Origin of the sequence: Streptomyces sp. QH1-20 (assembly GCF_041283565.1) — a bacterium.
In the GTDB taxonomy this organism is placed as follows: Bacteria; Actinomycetota; Actinomycetes; order Streptomycetales; family Streptomycetaceae; genus Streptomyces; species Streptomyces syringius.
In genome coordinates this window covers 4,723,217-4,739,712 of record NZ_CP166299.1, presented here as the reverse complement: position 1 = coordinate 4,739,712, position 16,496 = coordinate 4,723,217, and the positions used below count along the sequence as shown (strand labels likewise).

At 68.2% G+C, this 16,496-nt stretch carries 20 protein-coding genes and 1 pseudogene; 15 read left to right on the top strand and 6 right to left on the bottom strand.

Features of this window, described 5'->3' with window-relative positions:
* The first annotated feature begins 30 nt into the window (after window positions 1-30).
* The 3 genes from AB8O64_RS21630 to AB8O64_RS21620 all read left to right on the top strand — a co-directional run bounded on the left by AB8O64_RS21630 (window position 31) and on the right by AB8O64_RS21620 (window position 2,642).
* Window positions 31-810 (top strand): aminotransferase class IV family protein, encoded by a 780-nt coding sequence (locus tag AB8O64_RS21630; RefSeq protein ID WP_370420760.1) that lies wholly within the window; start codon window positions 31-33, stop codon window positions 808-810.
* A gap of 10 nt (window positions 811-820) precedes the next feature.
* Window positions 821-1,759, top strand: coding sequence for an SUMF1/EgtB/PvdO family nonheme iron enzyme (locus tag AB8O64_RS21625; RefSeq protein ID WP_370420758.1), 939 nt, complete (start codon window positions 821-823; stop codon window positions 1,757-1,759).
* Window positions 1,760-1,850: 91 nt separating this feature from the next.
* Window positions 1,851-2,642, top strand: a complete 792-nt coding sequence (locus AB8O64_RS21620; protein WP_370420757.1) for a GntR family transcriptional regulator — start codon at window positions 1,851-1,853, stop codon at window positions 2,640-2,642.
* 30 nt (window positions 2,643-2,672) lie between these two features.
* On the opposite strand, the gene AB8O64_RS21615 is transcribed toward AB8O64_RS21620, so the two are convergent.
* Entirely contained in the window at window positions 2,673-2,915 is a 243-nt protein-coding gene (locus tag AB8O64_RS21615) for a GntR family transcriptional regulator (RefSeq protein WP_370423920.1), read from the bottom strand.
* A 168-nt stretch (window positions 2,916-3,083) separates the two neighbouring features.
* Between AB8O64_RS21615 and AB8O64_RS21610 the strand changes: the two genes are divergently transcribed.
* From AB8O64_RS21610 to AB8O64_RS21575, 8 genes and pseudogenes are all read left to right on the top strand, one after another.
* Entirely contained in the window at window positions 3,084-3,539 is a 456-nt protein-coding gene (locus AB8O64_RS21610; RefSeq protein ID WP_370420755.1) for a hypothetical protein, read from the top strand.
* A 127-nt stretch (window positions 3,540-3,666) separates the two neighbouring features.
* Window positions 3,667-3,877, top strand: a pseudogene (locus AB8O64_RS21605) (hypothetical protein).
* Window positions 3,861-4,376, top strand: a complete 516-nt coding sequence (locus tag AB8O64_RS21600) for a DUF6879 family protein (protein WP_370420754.1) — start codon at window positions 3,861-3,863, stop codon at window positions 4,374-4,376. The pseudogene AB8O64_RS21605 and the gene AB8O64_RS21600 overlap by 17 nt, the downstream one beginning before the upstream one ends.
* Complete coding sequence (locus AB8O64_RS21595) at window positions 4,373-5,206, top strand: helix-turn-helix domain-containing protein (RefSeq protein ID WP_370420752.1); 834 nt, start codon at window positions 4,373-4,375, stop codon at window positions 5,204-5,206. The genes AB8O64_RS21600 and AB8O64_RS21595 overlap by 4 nt, the downstream gene beginning before the upstream one ends.
* 61 nt (window positions 5,207-5,267) lie before the next feature.
* On the top strand, window positions 5,268-5,510 hold the full coding sequence (locus AB8O64_RS21590) for a hypothetical protein (protein ID WP_370420751.1): 243 nt from the start codon (window positions 5,268-5,270) through the stop codon (window positions 5,508-5,510).
* Entirely contained in the window at window positions 5,507-5,791 is a 285-nt protein-coding gene (locus tag AB8O64_RS21585; RefSeq protein WP_370420750.1) for a hypothetical protein, read from the top strand. Before AB8O64_RS21590 ends, AB8O64_RS21585 begins: the two co-directional genes overlap by 4 nt.
* Before the next feature lie 151 nt (window positions 5,792-5,942).
* Entirely contained in the window at window positions 5,943-6,314 is a 372-nt protein-coding gene (locus AB8O64_RS21580) for a VOC family protein (protein ID WP_370420749.1), read from the top strand.
* 71 nt (window positions 6,315-6,385) lie between these two features.
* A complete protein-coding gene (locus AB8O64_RS21575; protein ID WP_370420748.1) occupies window positions 6,386-7,366 on the top strand; it encodes an aldo/keto reductase in 981 nt (326 codons plus the stop codon).
* A 157-nt stretch (window positions 7,367-7,523) separates the two neighbouring features.
* On the opposite strand, the gene thpR is transcribed toward AB8O64_RS21575, so the two are convergent.
* Window positions 7,524-8,087 (bottom strand): RNA 2',3'-cyclic phosphodiesterase, encoded by a 564-nt coding sequence (thpR, locus tag AB8O64_RS21570; protein ID WP_370420747.1) that lies wholly within the window; start codon window positions 8,085-8,087, stop codon window positions 7,524-7,526.
* 18 nt (window positions 8,088-8,105) lie between these two features.
* Between thpR and AB8O64_RS21565 the strand changes: the two genes are divergently transcribed.
* Window positions 8,106-8,630, top strand: coding sequence for an N-acetyltransferase family protein (locus AB8O64_RS21565; protein WP_370420746.1), 525 nt, complete (start codon window positions 8,106-8,108; stop codon window positions 8,628-8,630).
* Between the two features lie 256 nt (window positions 8,631-8,886).
* Here AB8O64_RS21565 and AB8O64_RS21560 read toward each other — a convergent pair whose 3' ends face one another.
* Complete coding sequence (locus tag AB8O64_RS21560) at window positions 8,887-10,257, bottom strand: MFS transporter (RefSeq protein ID WP_370420745.1); 1,371 nt, start codon at window positions 10,255-10,257, stop codon at window positions 8,887-8,889.
* A 76-nt stretch (window positions 10,258-10,333) separates the two neighbouring features.
* Window positions 10,334-10,765, bottom strand: coding sequence for a MarR family transcriptional regulator (locus AB8O64_RS21555; protein WP_356459244.1), 432 nt, complete (start codon window positions 10,763-10,765; stop codon window positions 10,334-10,336).
* 185 nt (window positions 10,766-10,950) lie between these two features.
* Between AB8O64_RS21555 and AB8O64_RS21550 the strand changes: the two genes are divergently transcribed.
* Window positions 10,951-11,685, top strand: a complete 735-nt coding sequence (locus AB8O64_RS21550) for a VC0807 family protein (protein ID WP_370420744.1) — start codon at window positions 10,951-10,953, stop codon at window positions 11,683-11,685.
* Window positions 11,686-11,717: 32 nt separating this feature from the next.
* Here AB8O64_RS21550 and AB8O64_RS21545 read toward each other — a convergent pair whose 3' ends face one another.
* Window positions 11,718-13,187, bottom strand: coding sequence for an NCS2 family permease (locus tag AB8O64_RS21545; protein ID WP_370420743.1), 1,470 nt, complete (start codon window positions 13,185-13,187; stop codon window positions 11,718-11,720).
* Window positions 13,188-13,515: 328 nt separating this feature from the next.
* On the opposite strand from AB8O64_RS21545, the gene AB8O64_RS21540 reads away from it, so the two are divergent.
* Complete coding sequence (locus tag AB8O64_RS21540) at window positions 13,516-13,776, top strand: DUF2530 domain-containing protein (protein WP_370420742.1); 261 nt, start codon at window positions 13,516-13,518, stop codon at window positions 13,774-13,776.
* Window positions 13,777-13,826: 50 nt separating this feature from the next.
* A complete protein-coding gene (locus tag AB8O64_RS21535; RefSeq protein WP_370420741.1) occupies window positions 13,827-16,214 on the top strand; it encodes a cation-translocating P-type ATPase in 2,388 nt (795 codons plus the stop codon).
* 17 nt (window positions 16,215-16,231) lie between these two features.
* Here AB8O64_RS21535 and AB8O64_RS21530 read toward each other — a convergent pair whose 3' ends face one another.
* Complete coding sequence (locus tag AB8O64_RS21530; protein WP_356449479.1) at window positions 16,232-16,423, bottom strand: DUF1059 domain-containing protein; 192 nt, start codon at window positions 16,421-16,423, stop codon at window positions 16,232-16,234.
* Window positions 16,424-16,496: the final 73 nt, after the last annotated feature.

Genomic DNA, 16,496 nt, shown 5'->3' with positions numbered 1-16,496 from the left:
CAAGGTGACACCTGCGAGAGACTGTGGAGCATGATGGAACTCAACGGGCACCCCATAGGGGCCGACGCCCTGAAAAGCCTCGCCCTCACCGGATACGGGCACTTCACCTCGATGCGGGTCGATGACCAGCGCATTCGTGGGCTCTCTCTCCATATGGAGCGCCTCGCACGCGACAGTCGAACACTGTTCGGTGCGGAGCTCGACCTCGACGAGGTGCGCGCCCTCGCTCGGCGTGCCGTCGAGGGGACAAGCGGTGCACTCATCGTGCGGATCACCGTCTTCGACCCCGAGTTCGACATGGGGCATCCAGCCACCTCAGGGACACCCCAAATCCTCGTGAGCAGCAGGTCGGCCGGGCCTCAACCGATGCCGCCACTGCGTGCGAAAATGACCCCTTATACGCGTGATGTTCCAGCGGTCAAGCACGTCGGCCTGCTGGGCACGCTGCACGCCCGCCGTTCCGCGCAGCTCGCCGGGTTCGACGACGCGCTCTTCAGCGGCCCTGACGGCCTCATCTCCGAGGGCGGGACATGGAACGTGGGCTTTATCGACCACGACGGCAAGGTTGTGTGGCCGAAGGCCGAGGTTCTCGCCGGCGTGACAATGGCACTGCTCCAGGCAGGCCACGAGCACGCCGTCATGCCGGTCACCGTGGACGCCGCACACAGGATGCAAGCGGCATTCGCCACCAACACCACCATCGGTGTTCGGGCGATCAGTGCTATCGATGGCACCCAGTTCCCCACGGAGCACCCGACGCTCACCGGGTTGCGCGACGTGTATCTCAGCCGGCCCGGTGAAACCCTCTGATGGAGCGACCATGAGCGTGAAGCGCTGGACGGGCAAGGAGTCGCAACTCCTTCGCCTGGCCGTGCGTAAGACCATTCGTCAATTTGCTTCTGATATCGGGGTGAGCGGTCGAATGGTCTCAAAGTGGGAGGCGGGTGGCATCAAGGTCGTACCGCGACCATCAAACCAACTGGCTTTGGACACCGTGCTCAGCTGCGCCGGCCCTGAAGTGCAGGAGCGGTTCGCGACCTCACTCACCGAACAGGCCGCGATCGATGCAGACCCGCGCACGGAAACCCTTCTCGCACAGAAGGCCGCGTACCACCGACACCCGGTCGACGGCAGGTTGATGGCGCTCGTAGGAGAGGGGATGTACCTATCGGGCGAGACGGGCGAGGCGCAATGGCTAGACGCGTTCTACATCGACGTATTCCCGACCACCAATGCTGACTACGGCCGTTTCGTGGCAGCCACAGGCCGGTCGGCACCGAAGCATTGGGGTGTCACCGGTCGATGCCCAGATGACCTATTCGATCACCCAGTCGTCTGGGTCACCTGGCACGATGCTCAAGCGTATGCGGGGTGGGCCGGCAAGGCCCTTCCCACCAGCCATCAGTGGGAGAAGGCGGCCCGAGGCGCCAAGGGAAACATCTACCCCTGGGGCGACAGAGCGACCGCAGCCAAGTGCAACGTGCGTGACTCCGGAATCGGCCACACCACACCCGTGGGTCGATATCGGAGCGGAGCCAGCCCGTACAACGTCTACGACCTGTGCGGGAACACCTGGGAGTGGTGCGCTACCCGATCCGTACCTGGGCGGTACGAACTCAAGGGGAGCGCGTACACGAGTCCGTTCGAGCGGGCCGCACCTTCGTCATTCAATGACGCCAATTCGGATATGTGCGATGACGATACGAGCTTTCGCTGTGTGGCTGAACATCCGTGGAGCCGCATGGACGTGAAGCCGTAGGTCGGATCGCCACCTCGACTCCGTGGGCGCCGGCGTCCTGTCCGGAACGGCGCTCTGGCCTCCCCCTGCCTGTTCCCTCATAACTGAAGGCATGTCGACGACATACGAGCAGATCACCGACCGACGCCCCCTGCACGAGCGCGTCGCCGCCGACCTGCGGGACGAGATCCTGTCAGGAGCCGTGCTGCCGGGCGCCGTCCTGTCACCAGCGGAACTTCAACAGCGGTTCGCCACGTCGAGCGCGACCATGGAACAGGCGCTGGACATCCTGCGCGAGGAACGTCTGATCACCAGGCGCACCGACACGGCGAACTCGACGCCGGCCACCGTCGTCCTGGAGCACCGACAGCGGACCATGCGGCCCGCGCGGAGCCTGGCTCCGGCCGATCCGGGGCAACCCTTCCGCTGGGTGATCGAGGCACGCAAGCGCGGGGTACGCGCCAACTGCGCCTTGCTGGAGGTCAAGCACGTGCCCGAGGCTCCGACCCACGTGGCTCAGGCGCTCGGGCTGAGCGCGGGTACCCCGGTCCTCCTGCGCTCCCAGGTCCTGACGTTCGACGACGAGCCGGCCGGACTGGTCAAGGCCTATTTCCCACTGGAGATCGTCCGCGGCACCGCGATGACGGAACACCGCAAGATCCGCGGAGGCACCTCGACACTCCTGGCCCAGCTGGGCTACCCACCCCTCCGGTGCGTGGACTCCGTGTCCGCCCGCATCCCCACCCAGGAGCAGCAGGCCCTCCTGAAACTGCCGCACAACGTGCCGGTCCTGCGCACCTTCCGCGTGGTCTACAGCGACCACGACCGCCCCGTTGAGGCCCATGACACGGTCGAGTCCGGGCACCTCTACGAGTTGCAGTACGAGTTCTCGCAGGCGCGGTAGGGGCACCCGGCCCCGGCCGCAGGCGGGTTCTCAGTCCTCGGAGGAAGCCGTCCGCGCGGCGACGAACGACCCCATGCCGTGCGTAGTGACGATCAGGCCCTCTTCGCGCAGCTTGGCTGTCACCTTGCGCACGGTTACTCGTGCGACGCCGAACTCCTGCTCCAGCTTCGTCTCCGAGATCAGGTGGTTCACCGGGTACTCGCCGCTGGCGATGCGCCGCCGAATCACGTCGGCGATCTGTGTCCACTTGGGGAGCGTCGGGTCGAAATCCATCACGGCCGGGACTGTAGGTATTGACACCTACTCGAACATAGTAGCTGGCATCCCTATACGCCTATAGACATCTGCATCTGACCCGCTCTAATGTGGCGCTCAGCACAAGACCCCCGCGACCGTGCGACCGGTCCGGGGGCATGGCCACCAGCCTCAGGAGCTGACGACATGAGGAACCCTATCGCCCGCCTCTACGCATGGACGAGGGCCCGTTTCTCGCCCAGCCGCCCCACACCACAAATCCCCACCGGCCCCGCCCCGACGCCCCCGGAACCAAGAAACCCGCACCCCCTCGACGGCTCCCTCACCGGTGGTGACACCGCCGCCCTGTGGGTCACCCCGCACGGCATCGACATCAGGCCCCGGTCGACGAGCCGCCCCCAAGTGGCCGAAGCATTCGACATCACGCCCGGGACCATGGTGGTCGACACCGTCACCGGCGGCATGGGCAGAGTCCGAACCGTCGACGCCAACGGAATGATCAGCGTCGAGCATCCCAACGGCCACGCCTGGAGGACGTGCGCGGTCCGGGCCGCCAGCTCCGTCGAGCGGCTGAACCTCCTGGCGGCGGATGCCGCCCAGGCCAGCCGAGCCCACCGACGTGCAGACTCGCCGACGCCGTAGGCCCCACCCAACGCACGGGTTTATGCGACAACGCGCATAGTCGCGAGAACGCATGGACGCGAAGCCGGGCCCCTCCGTACCGTCATGGCCTGCGGCTCAAGCCGAGGCCGCAGAGGAGGGGTTCCGCATGACCGAGCGTGCACAACTCACCCGTTTGACCGGCAGTGGCAATGGCGAGTGCGGCGAAGACGACTGTCCTCATGTCTACCGCACCGACAAGGGATCGTTCATCGTCCCAGGGAGACCTGTTCGACGGCTTCACGCCCCCCGAAGGAGAGGGGCTCGTAGAGATCCCCGAGAGCGTGCTGCGGGAGGCTGTTCGTGTTCTTGGATGGTGACGAGTGGCGGGGGATGCTCCAGGATTTCCAGTCCGAGGCATGGCGTTTGGAGACCCTGCCCCAGTACCTCGTTCCACAAGAGTCCGAAGAGCTGGAAGCGTTCCGGGCCGGCAAACGGGTCGACCCGCACACGTACTCGTCCAAGTACACGGAAAGCCTCCGGCTTCTGCGAGAGGCGGGCAAGCACAAGGGCCGTGTTCACGTGGTCTCACGACCACTGTCCGAGTACTTGCAGTTCGAGTTCTCCCGCTACTACGCCCCCCACGTACTGGCGGGCGAGGACGTGCGAATCCTCGACGTGACCGACCGGCCGAATCCGCTGCCGGGTGTCCAGGACTTCTGGATGTTCGACCGGTCAACAATCGTGCTCATGCACTACGAGGCAGACGGCAAGCAGATCAGCCGTGAACTGTACGAGGGCGATCCCGCACCGTTCGTGGAGTATCAGCGAATCGCCGTGGCAGAGTCCGTTCCCTTCCTGGAGTACGTGAAGGGGTGACATTCGAGCCGGAGCAGCTGGGCCAGTCGCAGCAGGACCTGGCAGCCATGCTGAAGGCATTGCGCAAGCGGGCCGGTCTCTCCGGGGATCGGCTCGCCGGGCGTTGCAACATGTCTCAGTCCAAGGTCAGCCGGATCGAAAACGGCAAGGTGCGCCCCTCTCTCGTGGACGTGGAGCAGATACTCAAAGCCCTGGATGCCTCGCCTGAGGTGGTGGCAGAAGTTGCGGCGCTTGCAAGGATCGCCAACACCGAGTGGCGCAACCTCCGCGACCTGAGACGGAAAGGCCTGGGCACCAGGCAAGCGGAGTTGAAGGCACTCGAAGCCTCCTCCACCGACCTCCGGTACTTCTTGCTGTCCATGGTCACTGGCCTTCTGGCGACTCCCGAATACGTGCGCGCCAGCCTCGCCCACTCCCCCGCCGATACCAGTAAGGCAGTGGCCGGCAAGCTGGAACGACAGACCGTCCTGTACGACACTTCCAAGAAGTTTTCGTTCCTCCTCACCGAGCAGGCGGTCAGATGGCCGGTAGTGGGGGCGCTCGCGTTGGCCGAACAGATGGACCGGTTGTCCTCCCTCACCTATCTACCCAATGTTCGGATCGGCGTGATTCCTATCGGAACCTCCACACCCACCACACCACTCAACACCTTCACGATCTATGACACGTCGCTGATCACGGTCGAGACCACGACAGGAAGCCTTGTGCTGCGCGACAGCCGTGATATCCGCAGCTATCTGACCTCATTCGCCGGATTCGAACGATGTGCTCTGTTCGGAGAGCAGGCAAGACAGAAGCTGGCCGAGTGGGCAGCAGCCTGCCGTTCGTGATCTTTAGTCCTCAACGTGAATTTTTCCGGGGACAGCCCTCGCGCCGGGAGAGCATCGACGCATGGCGGTCAGGAACAGCGAAGAAGAGTGGGTCTATTTCCCGCACTACGGATACAACGCGGGTGTGGTGACCGAAAGCCTCGGGTTCGACTTGGTGCGTGTGGTGTTCGCCAAGGGTGGGGCCACGGTCCGGCGGTCGAACCTGCGCCCCGCGACGGAGACGGAACAGGAGAAGGCGCGCCTCGCCGTGAACCGGTGGATGGAGTACCGGCAGGCCTTCAGCCTGAGGAAGAAGGGCCGATGACTACTTGGGAAGCAGCACCGAGCATCGTACGGTCCGGCACCGGAGCCGAGGCGCTGGGCATCACCCCCGGCATGGTGGTGGTCGACACCGTCACCGGCGGCATGGGCAGAGTCCGAACCGTCGACGCCAACGGGATGATCAGCGTCGAGCATCCCAACGGCCACGCCTGGAGGACGTGCGCGGTCCGGGCCGCCAGCTCCGTCGAGCGGCTGAACCTCCTGGCGGCGGATGCCGCCCAGGCCAGCCGGTCCTACCGGCAGGCGGACGCACCCGCTCCCTGATCGAGGCACCCGGGGGTGGGGGCCGATCGGCGCCCCCGCCCACCCGGTCGGACGAACCAACCGGTTCGCAGCCCGGTTTTCCCGCCCCGAGGAAGAAAACTCGTACCGCGAGCGACCGACCGACAGCGGCACGAGCGACGGGAATCCGAACATGTTCACGAACACCAGGGCGTTCAGCAGCTTCGCGGTGGACGACATGCAGAAGGCCAAGGGCTTCTACGGGCAGACACTCGGGCTGCGTCTCTCCGAGGAGTACGGGATGCTGACGCTCCACATCGAGGGGGGCGGGGAGATCCTCATCTACCCCAAGGCCGACCATGTTCCGGCGTCCTTCACCGTGCTCAACTTTCCCGTGACGGACATCGACAAGGCCGTGGACGAGCTCGCCCAGCGCGGGATCACCTTCGAGCGGTACCCCGAATTCACCCAGGACGAGAAGGGCATCATGCGTCAGGAGGGCCCGTACATCGCCTGGTTCACGGACCCGGCCGGCAACACCCTGTCCGTGCTCCAGGAGCGATGACCCAGCACCCGACGCGCCGCTCAACGTCGGGACCCTTGCTTCGAGCGCGCTCCAGGGCCTTTGCTACGGGCATGGAGTACACGCAGCTCGGACGCACGGGACTCAAGGTCAGCCGGATCGTTCTCGGGACGATGAACTTCGGGCCTCAGACGGACGAGGCCGACGGTCACACCATCATGGACGTCGCGCTCGGCGCGGGCGTCAACTTCTTCGACACCGCCAATGTCTACGGCTGGGGCGAGAACAAGGGCCGTACCGAGGAGATCATCGGGACCTGGTTCGCCAAGGGCGGCGACCGGCGCGACAAGGTCGTTCTCGCCACCAAGGTCTTCGGCAACATGGGCAGCGACGGCGCCGACTGGCCCAACCAGGACCGGCTGTCCGCCCTCAACATCCGCCGCGCCGTCGACGCCAGCCTCCGGCGGCTCCAGACGGACCACATCGACCTGTACCAGTTCCACCACGTCGACCGGACGACACCGTGGGACGAGATCTGGCAGGCAGTCGACGTCCTCGTCCAGCAGGGCAAGATCCTCTACGCGGGCTCGTCCAACCACGCCGGCTGGCACATCGCCCAGGCCAACGAGACCGCGCGCCGCCGGGGCTCGTACGGGCTCGTCAGCGAGCAGTGTCTGTACAACCTCGCCGAGCGGCGTGCCGAGATGGAGGTCATCCCGGCGGCCGAGGCGTACGGGCTCGGGGTCATCCCCTGGTCGCCGTTGCAGGGCGGGCTGCTCAGCGGGGCGATCCGCAAGGAGCGGGCAGGTGGGGCCGGGCGGTCGGTGGAGTCGCTCGCGAACACGAAGGTCCGCGAGCAGGTCCAGGCGTACGAGGACCTGCTCGACAAGCACGGTCTCGCACCCGGCGAGGTCGCGCTGGCCTGGCTGCTGACCCGGCCGGGGGTGACCGGGCCGATCGTCGGGCCGCGCACCGCCGATCAGCTCGGGTCCGCGCTCCGTGCCGTCGAGCTGAAGCTCTCCGACGAGGTGCTGGCCGGGCTTGAAGGGATCTTCCCCGGGCCGGGGCCGTCCCCCGAGGCGTTCGCCTGGTAGGCCGGGTAGGGCAGACGCGTCAGGGGGTCACTTCACCGCCGCGACGACAGCGATGACGACGAGCATGACGGCGAGCACACCGGACACGATCCGGTTTCTGGTCTTGGGGTCCACCCTTCGAGCGTAACCGGCGCCGAGGAGTGCGGACGCGACCGGATCAGTGGCCCAGGCCCCAGGACCGGAGCACCTCGTACCGTGGACGCTCCCCGGGGACGCCGGAGACCGGCGGGTGGCTGCGCATGAGCGCCAGCCGGTCCACCGTCCATGCCGTGCCGGTGAAGTCCGCGAGGGCCGCCGCGTACGGCTTGAGGTCCACCCGGCCCGCGGCCCTGGCCACGGTGAGGTGGGCGTGGAAGGAGTGCGTACCGTCCACCTCCACCCCGGCCCTGCGGGCCCCGGCCGCCGTCGAGCGGGCGAGGTCGCGCAGCGTCGTACGGTCGCCGTCGGCGCCCACCCACAGGATGCGGTCCCCGAAGCGTCCGCCGCCCGCGAGCCGCAGTTCGTGCGGCGGGTGGCGGCGCGCGGCCCGCTCCAGCCGTTCGGACAGCTCGGGGAGCAGGTTCTCGTCCACCTCGCCGAGGAAGGCGAGCGTGAAATGCCACCCGGCGTGTTCGGTCCAGCGGAGCCGGTCTGCGTCCGGCAGGTGCCGTAGGGCGCCGACCACGGCCGTGAGTTCGGCGAGGGCGGATTCCGGCGGAATGATCGCGGCGAACAGTCGCATGTGGCTAGTCTCACCCGGATGGAGACCAGCCGGTTGGAGATCAGGAAGGGCGGGGAGGACGACGTCCCCGCGATACTCACCATGCTCGACGGCGCCGTCGAGTGGCTCGTCGCGCACGGGCGCACCGGGCAGTGGGGCACCGAGCCGTGGTCGGCCCGGCCCAAGGCCGTCGAGCGGGTCGGGGAGATCGTCCGCTCGGGCACCCCGTGGCTCGCGATGATCGACGGCGTCGTGGCGGGCGCGGTGACGCTGACGCCGGACCCCGCGCCGTATGTCGCGCGGGCCGACGAACCCGAGGTGTACGTCCATCTACTGGTCACCGACCGCCGCTTCGCGGGCCGGGGCGTGGGCGCGGCCCTGCTGGCCCACGCGGTCGAGGAGACCCGGCGGCAGGGCATCTCCCTGCTGCGCGTCGACTGCTACGCGGGCAGCGAGGGACGGCTGGTGGACTACTACCGCCGCAACGGCTTCACGCCCACGGAAACGTTTCTGGCGGGCCCGGACGGCGACTGGCCGGGGCAGGTCCTGGCCCAGCGGGTGTGACACCCGCCGGCTCCCCGGACCCGACGACGGCGGAGGGCGACGGGGTCGCAGGGGGCGTCCCGGAATGCTGCCGGATATTTGTGGGCGGAAGTGCCGGGCGCCGATGCGCTTGAGGGCTCCCCGCCCGTAAATATCCGATTCCGGGATGCCCCCGGAGGCCCCGGCGCCCGGCCCGGCCCCACCGAGCCGCACCACCGCGCCGGAACCCCGGCACCCGAGCCGCACCCACCGGCCCGCATCACCACGCCGGAACACCTCAGGCCGTCGCCGCCAGCTCTTCCTTCCGCGTCGCAGACTCACGCGGAACGAACTCCACACGCCGATGCCCCCGCCGCAGGTCTATCCGCAGGCGCAAGCCACCCACCCGGGCCAGCGTGAAGCCGATCGCCGACGCGGCGAGCAGCGACACCACACCACCGGCCAGGAAACCGACTCTCGCGCCGTAGGCATCGGTGACCCAGCCCACCAGCGGAGCGCCCAGCGGCGTGCCGCCCATGAAGACCATCATGAACAGGCTCATGACCCGGCCACGCATCGCCTGGTCCGTCGCCAGCTGCACACTCGAGTTGGCGGTCACATTGATCGTCAGGCCGAACATACCGATCGGCACCAGCAGCGCCGCGAACACCCAGAACGTCGGTGCCAGCGCCGCCGTGATCTCCAGCAGCCCGAACAGCGCGGCCGCGCCGACCAGCAGCCGCAGCCGGGACGTGCCCCGGCGGGCGGCAAGCAGGGCGCCGATCAGGGAACCGGCCGCCATCAGGGTGTTGAGCAGGCCGTACGTACCGGCGCCCGCGTGGAAGACGTCATTGACGAACGCCGTCAGCCAGATGGGGAAGTTGAAGCCGAACGTGCCGATGAAGCCGACCAGCACGATCGGCCAGATCAGATCCGGCCGCCCGGCCACATAGCGCAGGCCCTCACGCAACTGGCCCTTGCCGCGCGGCGCCTGGTCGACCTTGTGCAGTTCGCTCGTGCGCATCATCAGCAGCCCCGCGAGCGGGGCCGCGTAGGAGAGGCCGTTGAGCAGGAACGCCCAGCCGCTGCCCACGGCAGTGATCAGCACGCCCGCGATGGCGGGGCCGACGAGCCGGGCCGACTGGAAGTTGGCGGAGTTGAGGCTGACGGCGTTGCGCAGGTCGGCCGGGCCGACCATCTCGACGACGAACGCCTGGCGGACGGGGTTGTCCACGACCGTGACGAGGCCGAGGGCGAAGGCGGTGAGGTAGACGTGCCAGACCTGGACGTGACCGGAGAGGGTGAGGACCGCGAGCGCCAGGCCGGTGAGGCCCATGGCGAGCTGGGTGATCAGGAGCAGCCGCCGCTTGGGGTAGCGGTCGGCGATGACACCGCCGTACAGCCCGAAGAGCAGCATGGGCAGGAACTGCAACGCCGTGGTGATGCCGACGGCGGCGGAGGAGCCGGTCAGGCTGAGCACCAGCCAGTCCTGGGCGATGCGCTGCATCCAGGTGCCGGTGTTGGACACCACCTGTCCGGTGGCGAAGAGCCGGTAATTACGGACCTTCAGTGAGCTGAAGGTGCCTCCCTTGGGCTTCAGGGAGGTGGTGCGTGCGTCGTCGTGGGTGTTCGGTGCGGGTGCGGAGTCTGCTCCGGGTCCCGAACTCAAAGTGCGTTCGCCTCCTTCTGGGCGGGCCTCAGGCCGTCCTTTTGGCACCCACGGGCGACTGCGTATCCGCGTACGCCTACAGGTGCGCGAGTTTCTCCAGTACGGGCGCGGCGGCGCGGAGCGTCGCCCACTCGTCCTCGTCGAGCTGTCCGACCAGCTCGGCGAGCCAGACATTGCGCTTGCGCCGGCTCTCTTCGAGCATGGTCTCGGCCCGCTCGGTCTGGGTGACCACCTTCTGGCGGCGGTCCTCCGGATGCGGTTCCAGCCGGACGAGGCCCTTGGCCTCCAACAGCGCGACGATGCGGGTCATCGACGGCGGCTGCACATGCTCCTTGCGAGCCAGCTCACCGGGGGTGGCGGAGCCGCAGCGGGCGAGGGTGCCGAGCACCGACATCTCGGTCGGGCTGAGCGACTCGTCGACCCGCTGGTGCTTGAGCCGCCGTGACAGACGCATCACGCCGGACCGCAGGGAGTTCACGGCGGCTGTGTTGTCCGGGGTTTCCAGCATGTTAGTTAGTTTATCTTATTACCCGCGCTAATTAAAGTGGACGGTGAGGACGCCCGCACCACCCCACCGCTATGCCCGTTGCCTGACAAAAGTCATGGTCAGCCGCTGATCCTCGACCCTGCCGCCCACCCCGCCCCGACCGCGAGGCTGGACCCACCGAGCACGGACACGGGAGGGACCCGATCATGAGCAGCAGCACCACCACCGGCACACCGACGGCGGAGGCCGCCGCCACCGACAACCGCAGGGCGCTGCTGCGGAGCCTGGCGCCGCTGATCGTGGACGCCCTCGTCCCGATGGCCCTGTACTACGTGCTCAGCAAGGGTTTCGGCATGGGCACCGTGGCCGCGCTGGCGTGGAGCAGCGTGGTGCCCGCCCTCCGCACCGTCTGGAGCCTGGTCAAGGACCGCCGGCTCAACGGTCTCGCCGCGCTGATCCTCGTGGTCAACCTCGCGGCGCTGGCGTTCAGCACGGTGTCGGGGGACGCCCGGCTGATGCTGGCCAAGGACAGCGGCGTGAGCAGCGTGATCGGCATCGTGGTGCTGATCTCCGCCTGCACCGGACGGCCGCTGATGACGACGGCCCTCAAGCCGTGGGTGACCAAGGGGCAGCCGGCGCGAGTCGCCGCCTGGGAGCGGCTGTCTGCGGGCTCCGAGCCGTTCCGCCGGGCCGAGCGCACGTTCTGCGTCGTGTGGGGTGGGGCGCTGCTGGCCGAGTGCGTGGCCCGGGTCGTCGGGGCGTACGTCCTGCCGGTCGACACGATGGTGTGGCTGGGCAACGTGATCCTGGGGTTCGCGCTCGTCTTCGCGATGCTGGTGGCGGGCGCCCTGGCCGCCGGTCCGATGGAGAACATGGTCGACACGGAGGTCCACAACCTCGCTTCCCGGAACGACGAAGCCGCCCACGCCGGGAAGGCGTGAGCGGCTCGTCGAGGCCAGGGGCCGGGGTCGTGCTACTTCACACCCAGCGCCTGCTCGATCGGGTCGAGCAGGAAGTAGACGAGGAAGCACAGCCCGACGACGTTGAGCAGCCAGGGGATCTCCCGGCCCCGCTTGTCCGCGACGCGCAGCAGGATGAACGCGAGCACGCCGATGCCGATGCCGTTGGTGATGCTGTACGTGAACGGCATCGAGATGATCGTCAGGAACGCCGGGATCGCGATCGTGAAGTCGCTCCAGTCGATCTCCTTGACGTTGGCCGCCATGATCAGGAAGCCGACGACGAGCAGCGCGGGGGTGGCCGCCTGCGAGGGGACGATCTTGGCGAGCGGGGTGAAGACGAGGGCGAGCAGGAAGAGCCCGCCGGTCATCAGGTTGGCGAGGCCCGTACGGGCGCCCTCGCCGACACCGGCCGTGGATTCGACGAAGCAGGTGTTCGCGGAGGCAGAGCCGACGCCGCCCGCCGCGACGGCCACGCCGTCGACCATCAGGATCCGGCCCATGTTGGGCAGCTGGCCCTTGTCGTCGGTCAGCCCGGCCTCCTCGCCGACGCCGATGATCGTGCCCATCGCGTCGAAGAAGCCGGAGAGCAGCACGGTGAAGACGAAGAGGCAGCCGGTCAGCAGGCCGACCTCGTGGAAGCCGCCGAAGAGGCTGATGTCGCCGACGAGACCGAAGTCGGGCGAACCGACGACGCTGTCCGGCACCTGCGGGACGCTGAGGCCCCAGTTCGCGTCGGGGATGTCGGCGAGCGTGTTGATGACGATCGCGACGAAGGTCATCACGACGATGCCGATGAGGATCGCGCCCCGCGTCTTGCGGACGAGCAGGATGAAGGTGAGCGCGAGGCCGACCACGAAGATCAGCACCGGCCAGCCCTGGAGCTGACCGCCCTGGCCGAGGCCGAGCGGGACGGTGGTGTGCGCGGCGTCGGGGTTGCGGGTGACGAAGCCGGAGTCGACCAGGCCGATCAGCGAGATGAACATGCCGATGCCGATCGCGATGGCGCGGCGCAGTCCGCTCGGGATCGCGTCCATCACGCGCTGCCGCAGACCGGAGGCGACCAGCAGCATCAGCACCAGACCGGCGAGGACGACCATGCCCATCGCGTCCGGCCAGCTCATCTTGGGGGCGAGCTGGAGCGAGACGACGGCGTTGATGCCGAGGCCGGCGGCGCAGGCGATCGGCACATTGCCGATGACGCCCATGAGGACGGTGCTGAGGCCCGCCATCAGGGCGGTGGCCGTGACCAGCTGACCGTTGTCCAGCTGGTGACCGAACTTGTCCTGGCCTGCGCCGAGGATGATCGGGTTCAGCACGATGATGTAGGCCATCGCAAAGAAAGTGGCCAGACCACCGCGCATCTCGCGGGAGACGGACGAGCCCCGCTCGGAGATCCGGAAGAACCGGTCGAGGGCGTTGCCGGGGGGCGGCGTGGGGGACGGCTGCTGGGCGTCGACCGGGGAGGTGGCCGAGGAGGGCATGCGGAACCTCAGTCGTACGGGCCTGCGGGAGGCGAGCGGGGGATGCGGGGCAATACGGGGGGCAACTGTCCGCGAGGGGCCGTGCGGGTGATCGACGGTGATCGACAGGCCCGGACGCAGACGAACGGATCATGAACGCTGGATCATGAATGCGATCATGAATGGTAGATCGCATTTGGATGATCAGACGAAACATCGCAGTCAGATCCGGTCGGTTTCAGTATGAATAAACAAGACGTGAATTGCTATCTCCGCGCGTAGACCCTTATGGGACAAGGGCCCCGACCGGGAACGCGGCGCCGAGGGCGCACGGACTAGGCTTACGGCCATGACGAAGTGGACACCCAGACACGAGGCACCGGAGCCCCTGGAAGGCCCCGTCGTCGCCACCATCACCGGCGGCACGATCCTCTGGTTCGTCCTCTTCCTCGCACAGCTGCCCTTCTACGGCTGGTTCGAGGACCACGGCCACGCGTGGTGGGTGTGGACCTGCCTGGCCGGGGCCGGTCTCGGTCTGATCGGCATCTGGTACGTCCGTGGGCGCGAAGCGGCCATCCGACGCCACGCGGCGAACGCGAGCGAGCGCTAAAGCGTCATTTCGGAAGGTGAACCGGGCTGACCGCCCGTACCGTCGGAGGCATGAGCGATCCGGCGCACACCGCAGTCGAGGAGCCCGTACCGCCGGCCGCGCACTGTGGCCTCACCGCCCGCGAGGTCGCCGAGCGCGTGGCCCGCGGCGATGTCAACGATGTGCCCGTACGGTCCTCGCGCTCCATGACGGAAATCGTCCGGGCCAACGTCTTCACCCGCTTCAACGCCATCATCGGCGTGCTGTTCCTCATCATCCTGATCGTCGGCCCCATCCAGGACGGCCTCTTCGGCTTCGTCATCGTCGCCAACACGGCGATCGGCATCATCCAGGAACTGCGCGCCAAGAAGACCCTCGACTCCCTCGCCGTCATCGGCGAGGCCAAGCCGACCGTCCGGCGCGACGGCGTCCCCACCGCCATCGCCACCGGCGAGATCGTCCTCGACGACGTCATCGAACTCGGCCCCGGCGACAAGTGCGTCGTCGACGGCGAGGTCCTGGAGGTCGACGGGCTGGAGATCGACGAGTCGCTGCTCACCGGCGAGGCCGACCCCGTCCTCAAGCAGCCCGGCGACCCCGTCATGTCCGGCTCCTTCGTCGTCGCCGGCGGCGGCGCCTTCACCGCGACGAAGGTGGGCCGGGAGGCCTACGCCGCCCAGCTCGCCGAGGAGGCGTCCCGCTTCACCCTCGTCCACTCCGAGCTGCGCAGCGGCATCAGCCAGATCCTCAAGTACGTGACGTGGATGATGATCCCCACCGCCATCGGTCTGATCATCAGCCAGCTCGTCGTCGAGAAGGACGACTGGAAGGAAGCGGTCCGGCGGATGGTGGCCGGCATCGTCCCGATGGTGCCCGAAGGCCTGGTGCTGCTCACCTCCGTCGCCTTCGCCATCGGCGTCATCCGGCTCGGCCGCAAGCAGTGCCTCGTCCAGGAACTGCCCGCGATCGAGGGCCTGGCCCGCGTCGACGTGGTCTGTCTCGACAAGACCGGCACCCTCACCGAGGGCGGCATGGACGTCAAGGAACTGCGGCTGCTGAACAGCGCGGACGAGAGCTACGTGCGCCAGGTGCTCGGCGCCCTCGGCGAATCCGACCCCCGGCCCAACGCCAGCCTCCAGGCCATCATCGCCGCCTACCCCGACAGCGCCGACTGGCGCTGCACGGAATCGCTGCCCTTCTCCTCCGCCCGCAAATACAGCGGCGCCGCCCTCAACGGCCCCGACTCCGAGAGCAGCCGCTGGCTGCTGGGTGCCCCCGACGTGCTGCTGGCGGAGGGCGACGCGGCACTCGCCGAGGTCGAGGACCTCAACGCCCAGGGCCTGCGCGTCCTGCTCCTCGCCGGCGCCGACCGCGAGCTGGACGACCCGCGCGTCACGGACGGCGTCCGGCCCACGGCCCTCGTCGTCCTGGAACAGCGCCTGCGGTCCGACGCCGGTGACACCCTGCGCTACTTCGCCGAGCAGAACGTCGCCGCGAAGGTCATCTCCGGCGACAACGCCGTCTCCGTCGGCGCGGTCGCCGGGAAGCTCGGGCTGCCCGGCGCGGACGCCCCCGTCGACTCCCGTCGGCTGCCCGCCGAGCGGGACGCGATGGCCGAGGCCCTCGACCGCGGCGCGGTCTTCGGGCGGGTCACCCCGCAGCAGAAGCGGGACATGGTCGGCGCGCTCCAGTCCCGCGGCCACACCGTCGCGATGACCGGCGACGGCGTCAACGACGTGCTGGCCCTGAAGGACGCCGACATCGGCGTCTCCATGGGCTCCGGCTCCGAGGCCACCCGGGCCGTCGCCCAGATCGTGCTCCTGAACAACAGCTTCGCGTCCCTGCCGTCGGTGGTCGCCGAGGGCCGCCGCGTCATCGGCAACATCACGCGCGTCGCCACCCTGTTCCTGACGAAGACCGTCTACTCCGTCCTGCTCGCCGTCCTCGTCGTCTGCTCCCAGGTGCCGTATCCGTTCCTGCCCCGCCATCTGACGCTGCTGTCGACCCTGACCATCGGCGTCCCCGCCTTCTTCCTCGCCCTGGCCCCCAACAAGGAGCGCGCCCGGCCGCACTTCGTGCGCCGCGTCATGCGGTACGCCGTCCCGGCGGGGATCCTCGCGGGTCTCGCCACGTTCGCCGCGTATCTGCTGGCCCGGCAGCACTACGGCGGGACGGGCGCGCTGGCGGCGGAGACGAGCGCGGCGACGCTGACCCTGTTCCTGATCTCCATGTGGGTGCTCGCGATCATCGCCCGCCCGTACACGTGGTGGCGGATCGCCCTGGTGCTCGCGATGGCGCTGGGCTTTGTGGTCGTGCTGGTCACGCCCTGGCTCCAGCACTTCTTCGCCCTGAAATTGGTCGGCACCACGATGCCGTGGGCCGCCGTCGGCATCGCGGTGGTGGCCTCGGCCGCGCTGGAGCTGATGTGGCGCTGGGTGGGCCGCCGGTTCCCTGTCTGACGGCTGGGGTCAGGACGTCAGGCGTTGGACTTCTCGTCCTCCAGCGTCTCGCGGATCTGCTCCCGCAGCGCCGGGCTGTCCTGGTGCTGGTGGACGGAGACGGCGTGCTCGGCGGCGGCGCGGATGACTTCGTCCTCTTCACCGGTGATGGTGAGGGAGCAGTCGGTTTCGCTGGGGAACCTGCGGCAGTCGGCGACTTTCCTGGTCATGACGGCCTCCTCACTCCCAGAATAAATCCGGCCCGGTCCCTCGCCGGGCGGGATCGACGACCCCGCCCGGCGA

Coding starts and splice junctions, on each gene's coding strand:
- AB8O64_RS21630 (WP_370420760.1), top strand. CDS start 31: ATGATGGAACTCAACGGGCACCCCATAGGGGCCGACGCCCTGAAAAGC.
- AB8O64_RS21625 (WP_370420758.1), top strand. CDS start 821: ATGAGCGTGAAGCGCTGGACGGGCAAGGAGTCGCAACTCCTTCGCCTG.
- AB8O64_RS21620 (WP_370420757.1), top strand. CDS start 1,851: ATGTCGACGACATACGAGCAGATCACCGACCGACGCCCCCTGCACGAG.
- AB8O64_RS21615 (WP_370423920.1), bottom strand. CDS start 2,915: ATGGATTTCGACCCGACGCTCCCCAAGTGGACACAGATCGCCGACGTG.
- AB8O64_RS21610 (WP_370420755.1), top strand. CDS start 3,084: ATGAGGAACCCTATCGCCCGCCTCTACGCATGGACGAGGGCCCGTTTC.
- AB8O64_RS21590 (WP_370420751.1), top strand. CDS start 5,268: ATGGCGGTCAGGAACAGCGAAGAAGAGTGGGTCTATTTCCCGCACTAC.
- AB8O64_RS21585 (WP_370420750.1), top strand. CDS start 5,507: ATGACTACTTGGGAAGCAGCACCGAGCATCGTACGGTCCGGCACCGGA.
- AB8O64_RS21580 (WP_370420749.1), top strand. CDS start 5,943: ATGTTCACGAACACCAGGGCGTTCAGCAGCTTCGCGGTGGACGACATG.
- AB8O64_RS21575 (WP_370420748.1), top strand. CDS start 6,386: ATGGAGTACACGCAGCTCGGACGCACGGGACTCAAGGTCAGCCGGATC.
- thpR (WP_370420747.1), bottom strand. CDS start 8,087: ATGCGACTGTTCGCCGCGATCATTCCGCCGGAATCCGCCCTCGCCGAA.
- AB8O64_RS21565 (WP_370420746.1), top strand. CDS start 8,106: ATGGAGACCAGCCGGTTGGAGATCAGGAAGGGCGGGGAGGACGACGTC.
- AB8O64_RS21555 (WP_356459244.1), bottom strand. CDS start 10,765: ATGCTGGAAACCCCGGACAACACAGCCGCCGTGAACTCCCTGCGGTCC.
- AB8O64_RS21550 (WP_370420744.1), top strand. CDS start 10,951: ATGAGCAGCAGCACCACCACCGGCACACCGACGGCGGAGGCCGCCGCC.
- AB8O64_RS21545 (WP_370420743.1), bottom strand. CDS start 13,187: ATGCCCTCCTCGGCCACCTCCCCGGTCGACGCCCAGCAGCCGTCCCCC.
- AB8O64_RS21540 (WP_370420742.1), top strand. CDS start 13,516: ATGACGAAGTGGACACCCAGACACGAGGCACCGGAGCCCCTGGAAGGC.
- AB8O64_RS21535 (WP_370420741.1), top strand. CDS start 13,827: ATGAGCGATCCGGCGCACACCGCAGTCGAGGAGCCCGTACCGCCGGCC.
- AB8O64_RS21530 (WP_356449479.1), bottom strand. CDS start 16,423: ATGACCAGGAAAGTCGCCGACTGCCGCAGGTTCCCCAGCGAAACCGAC.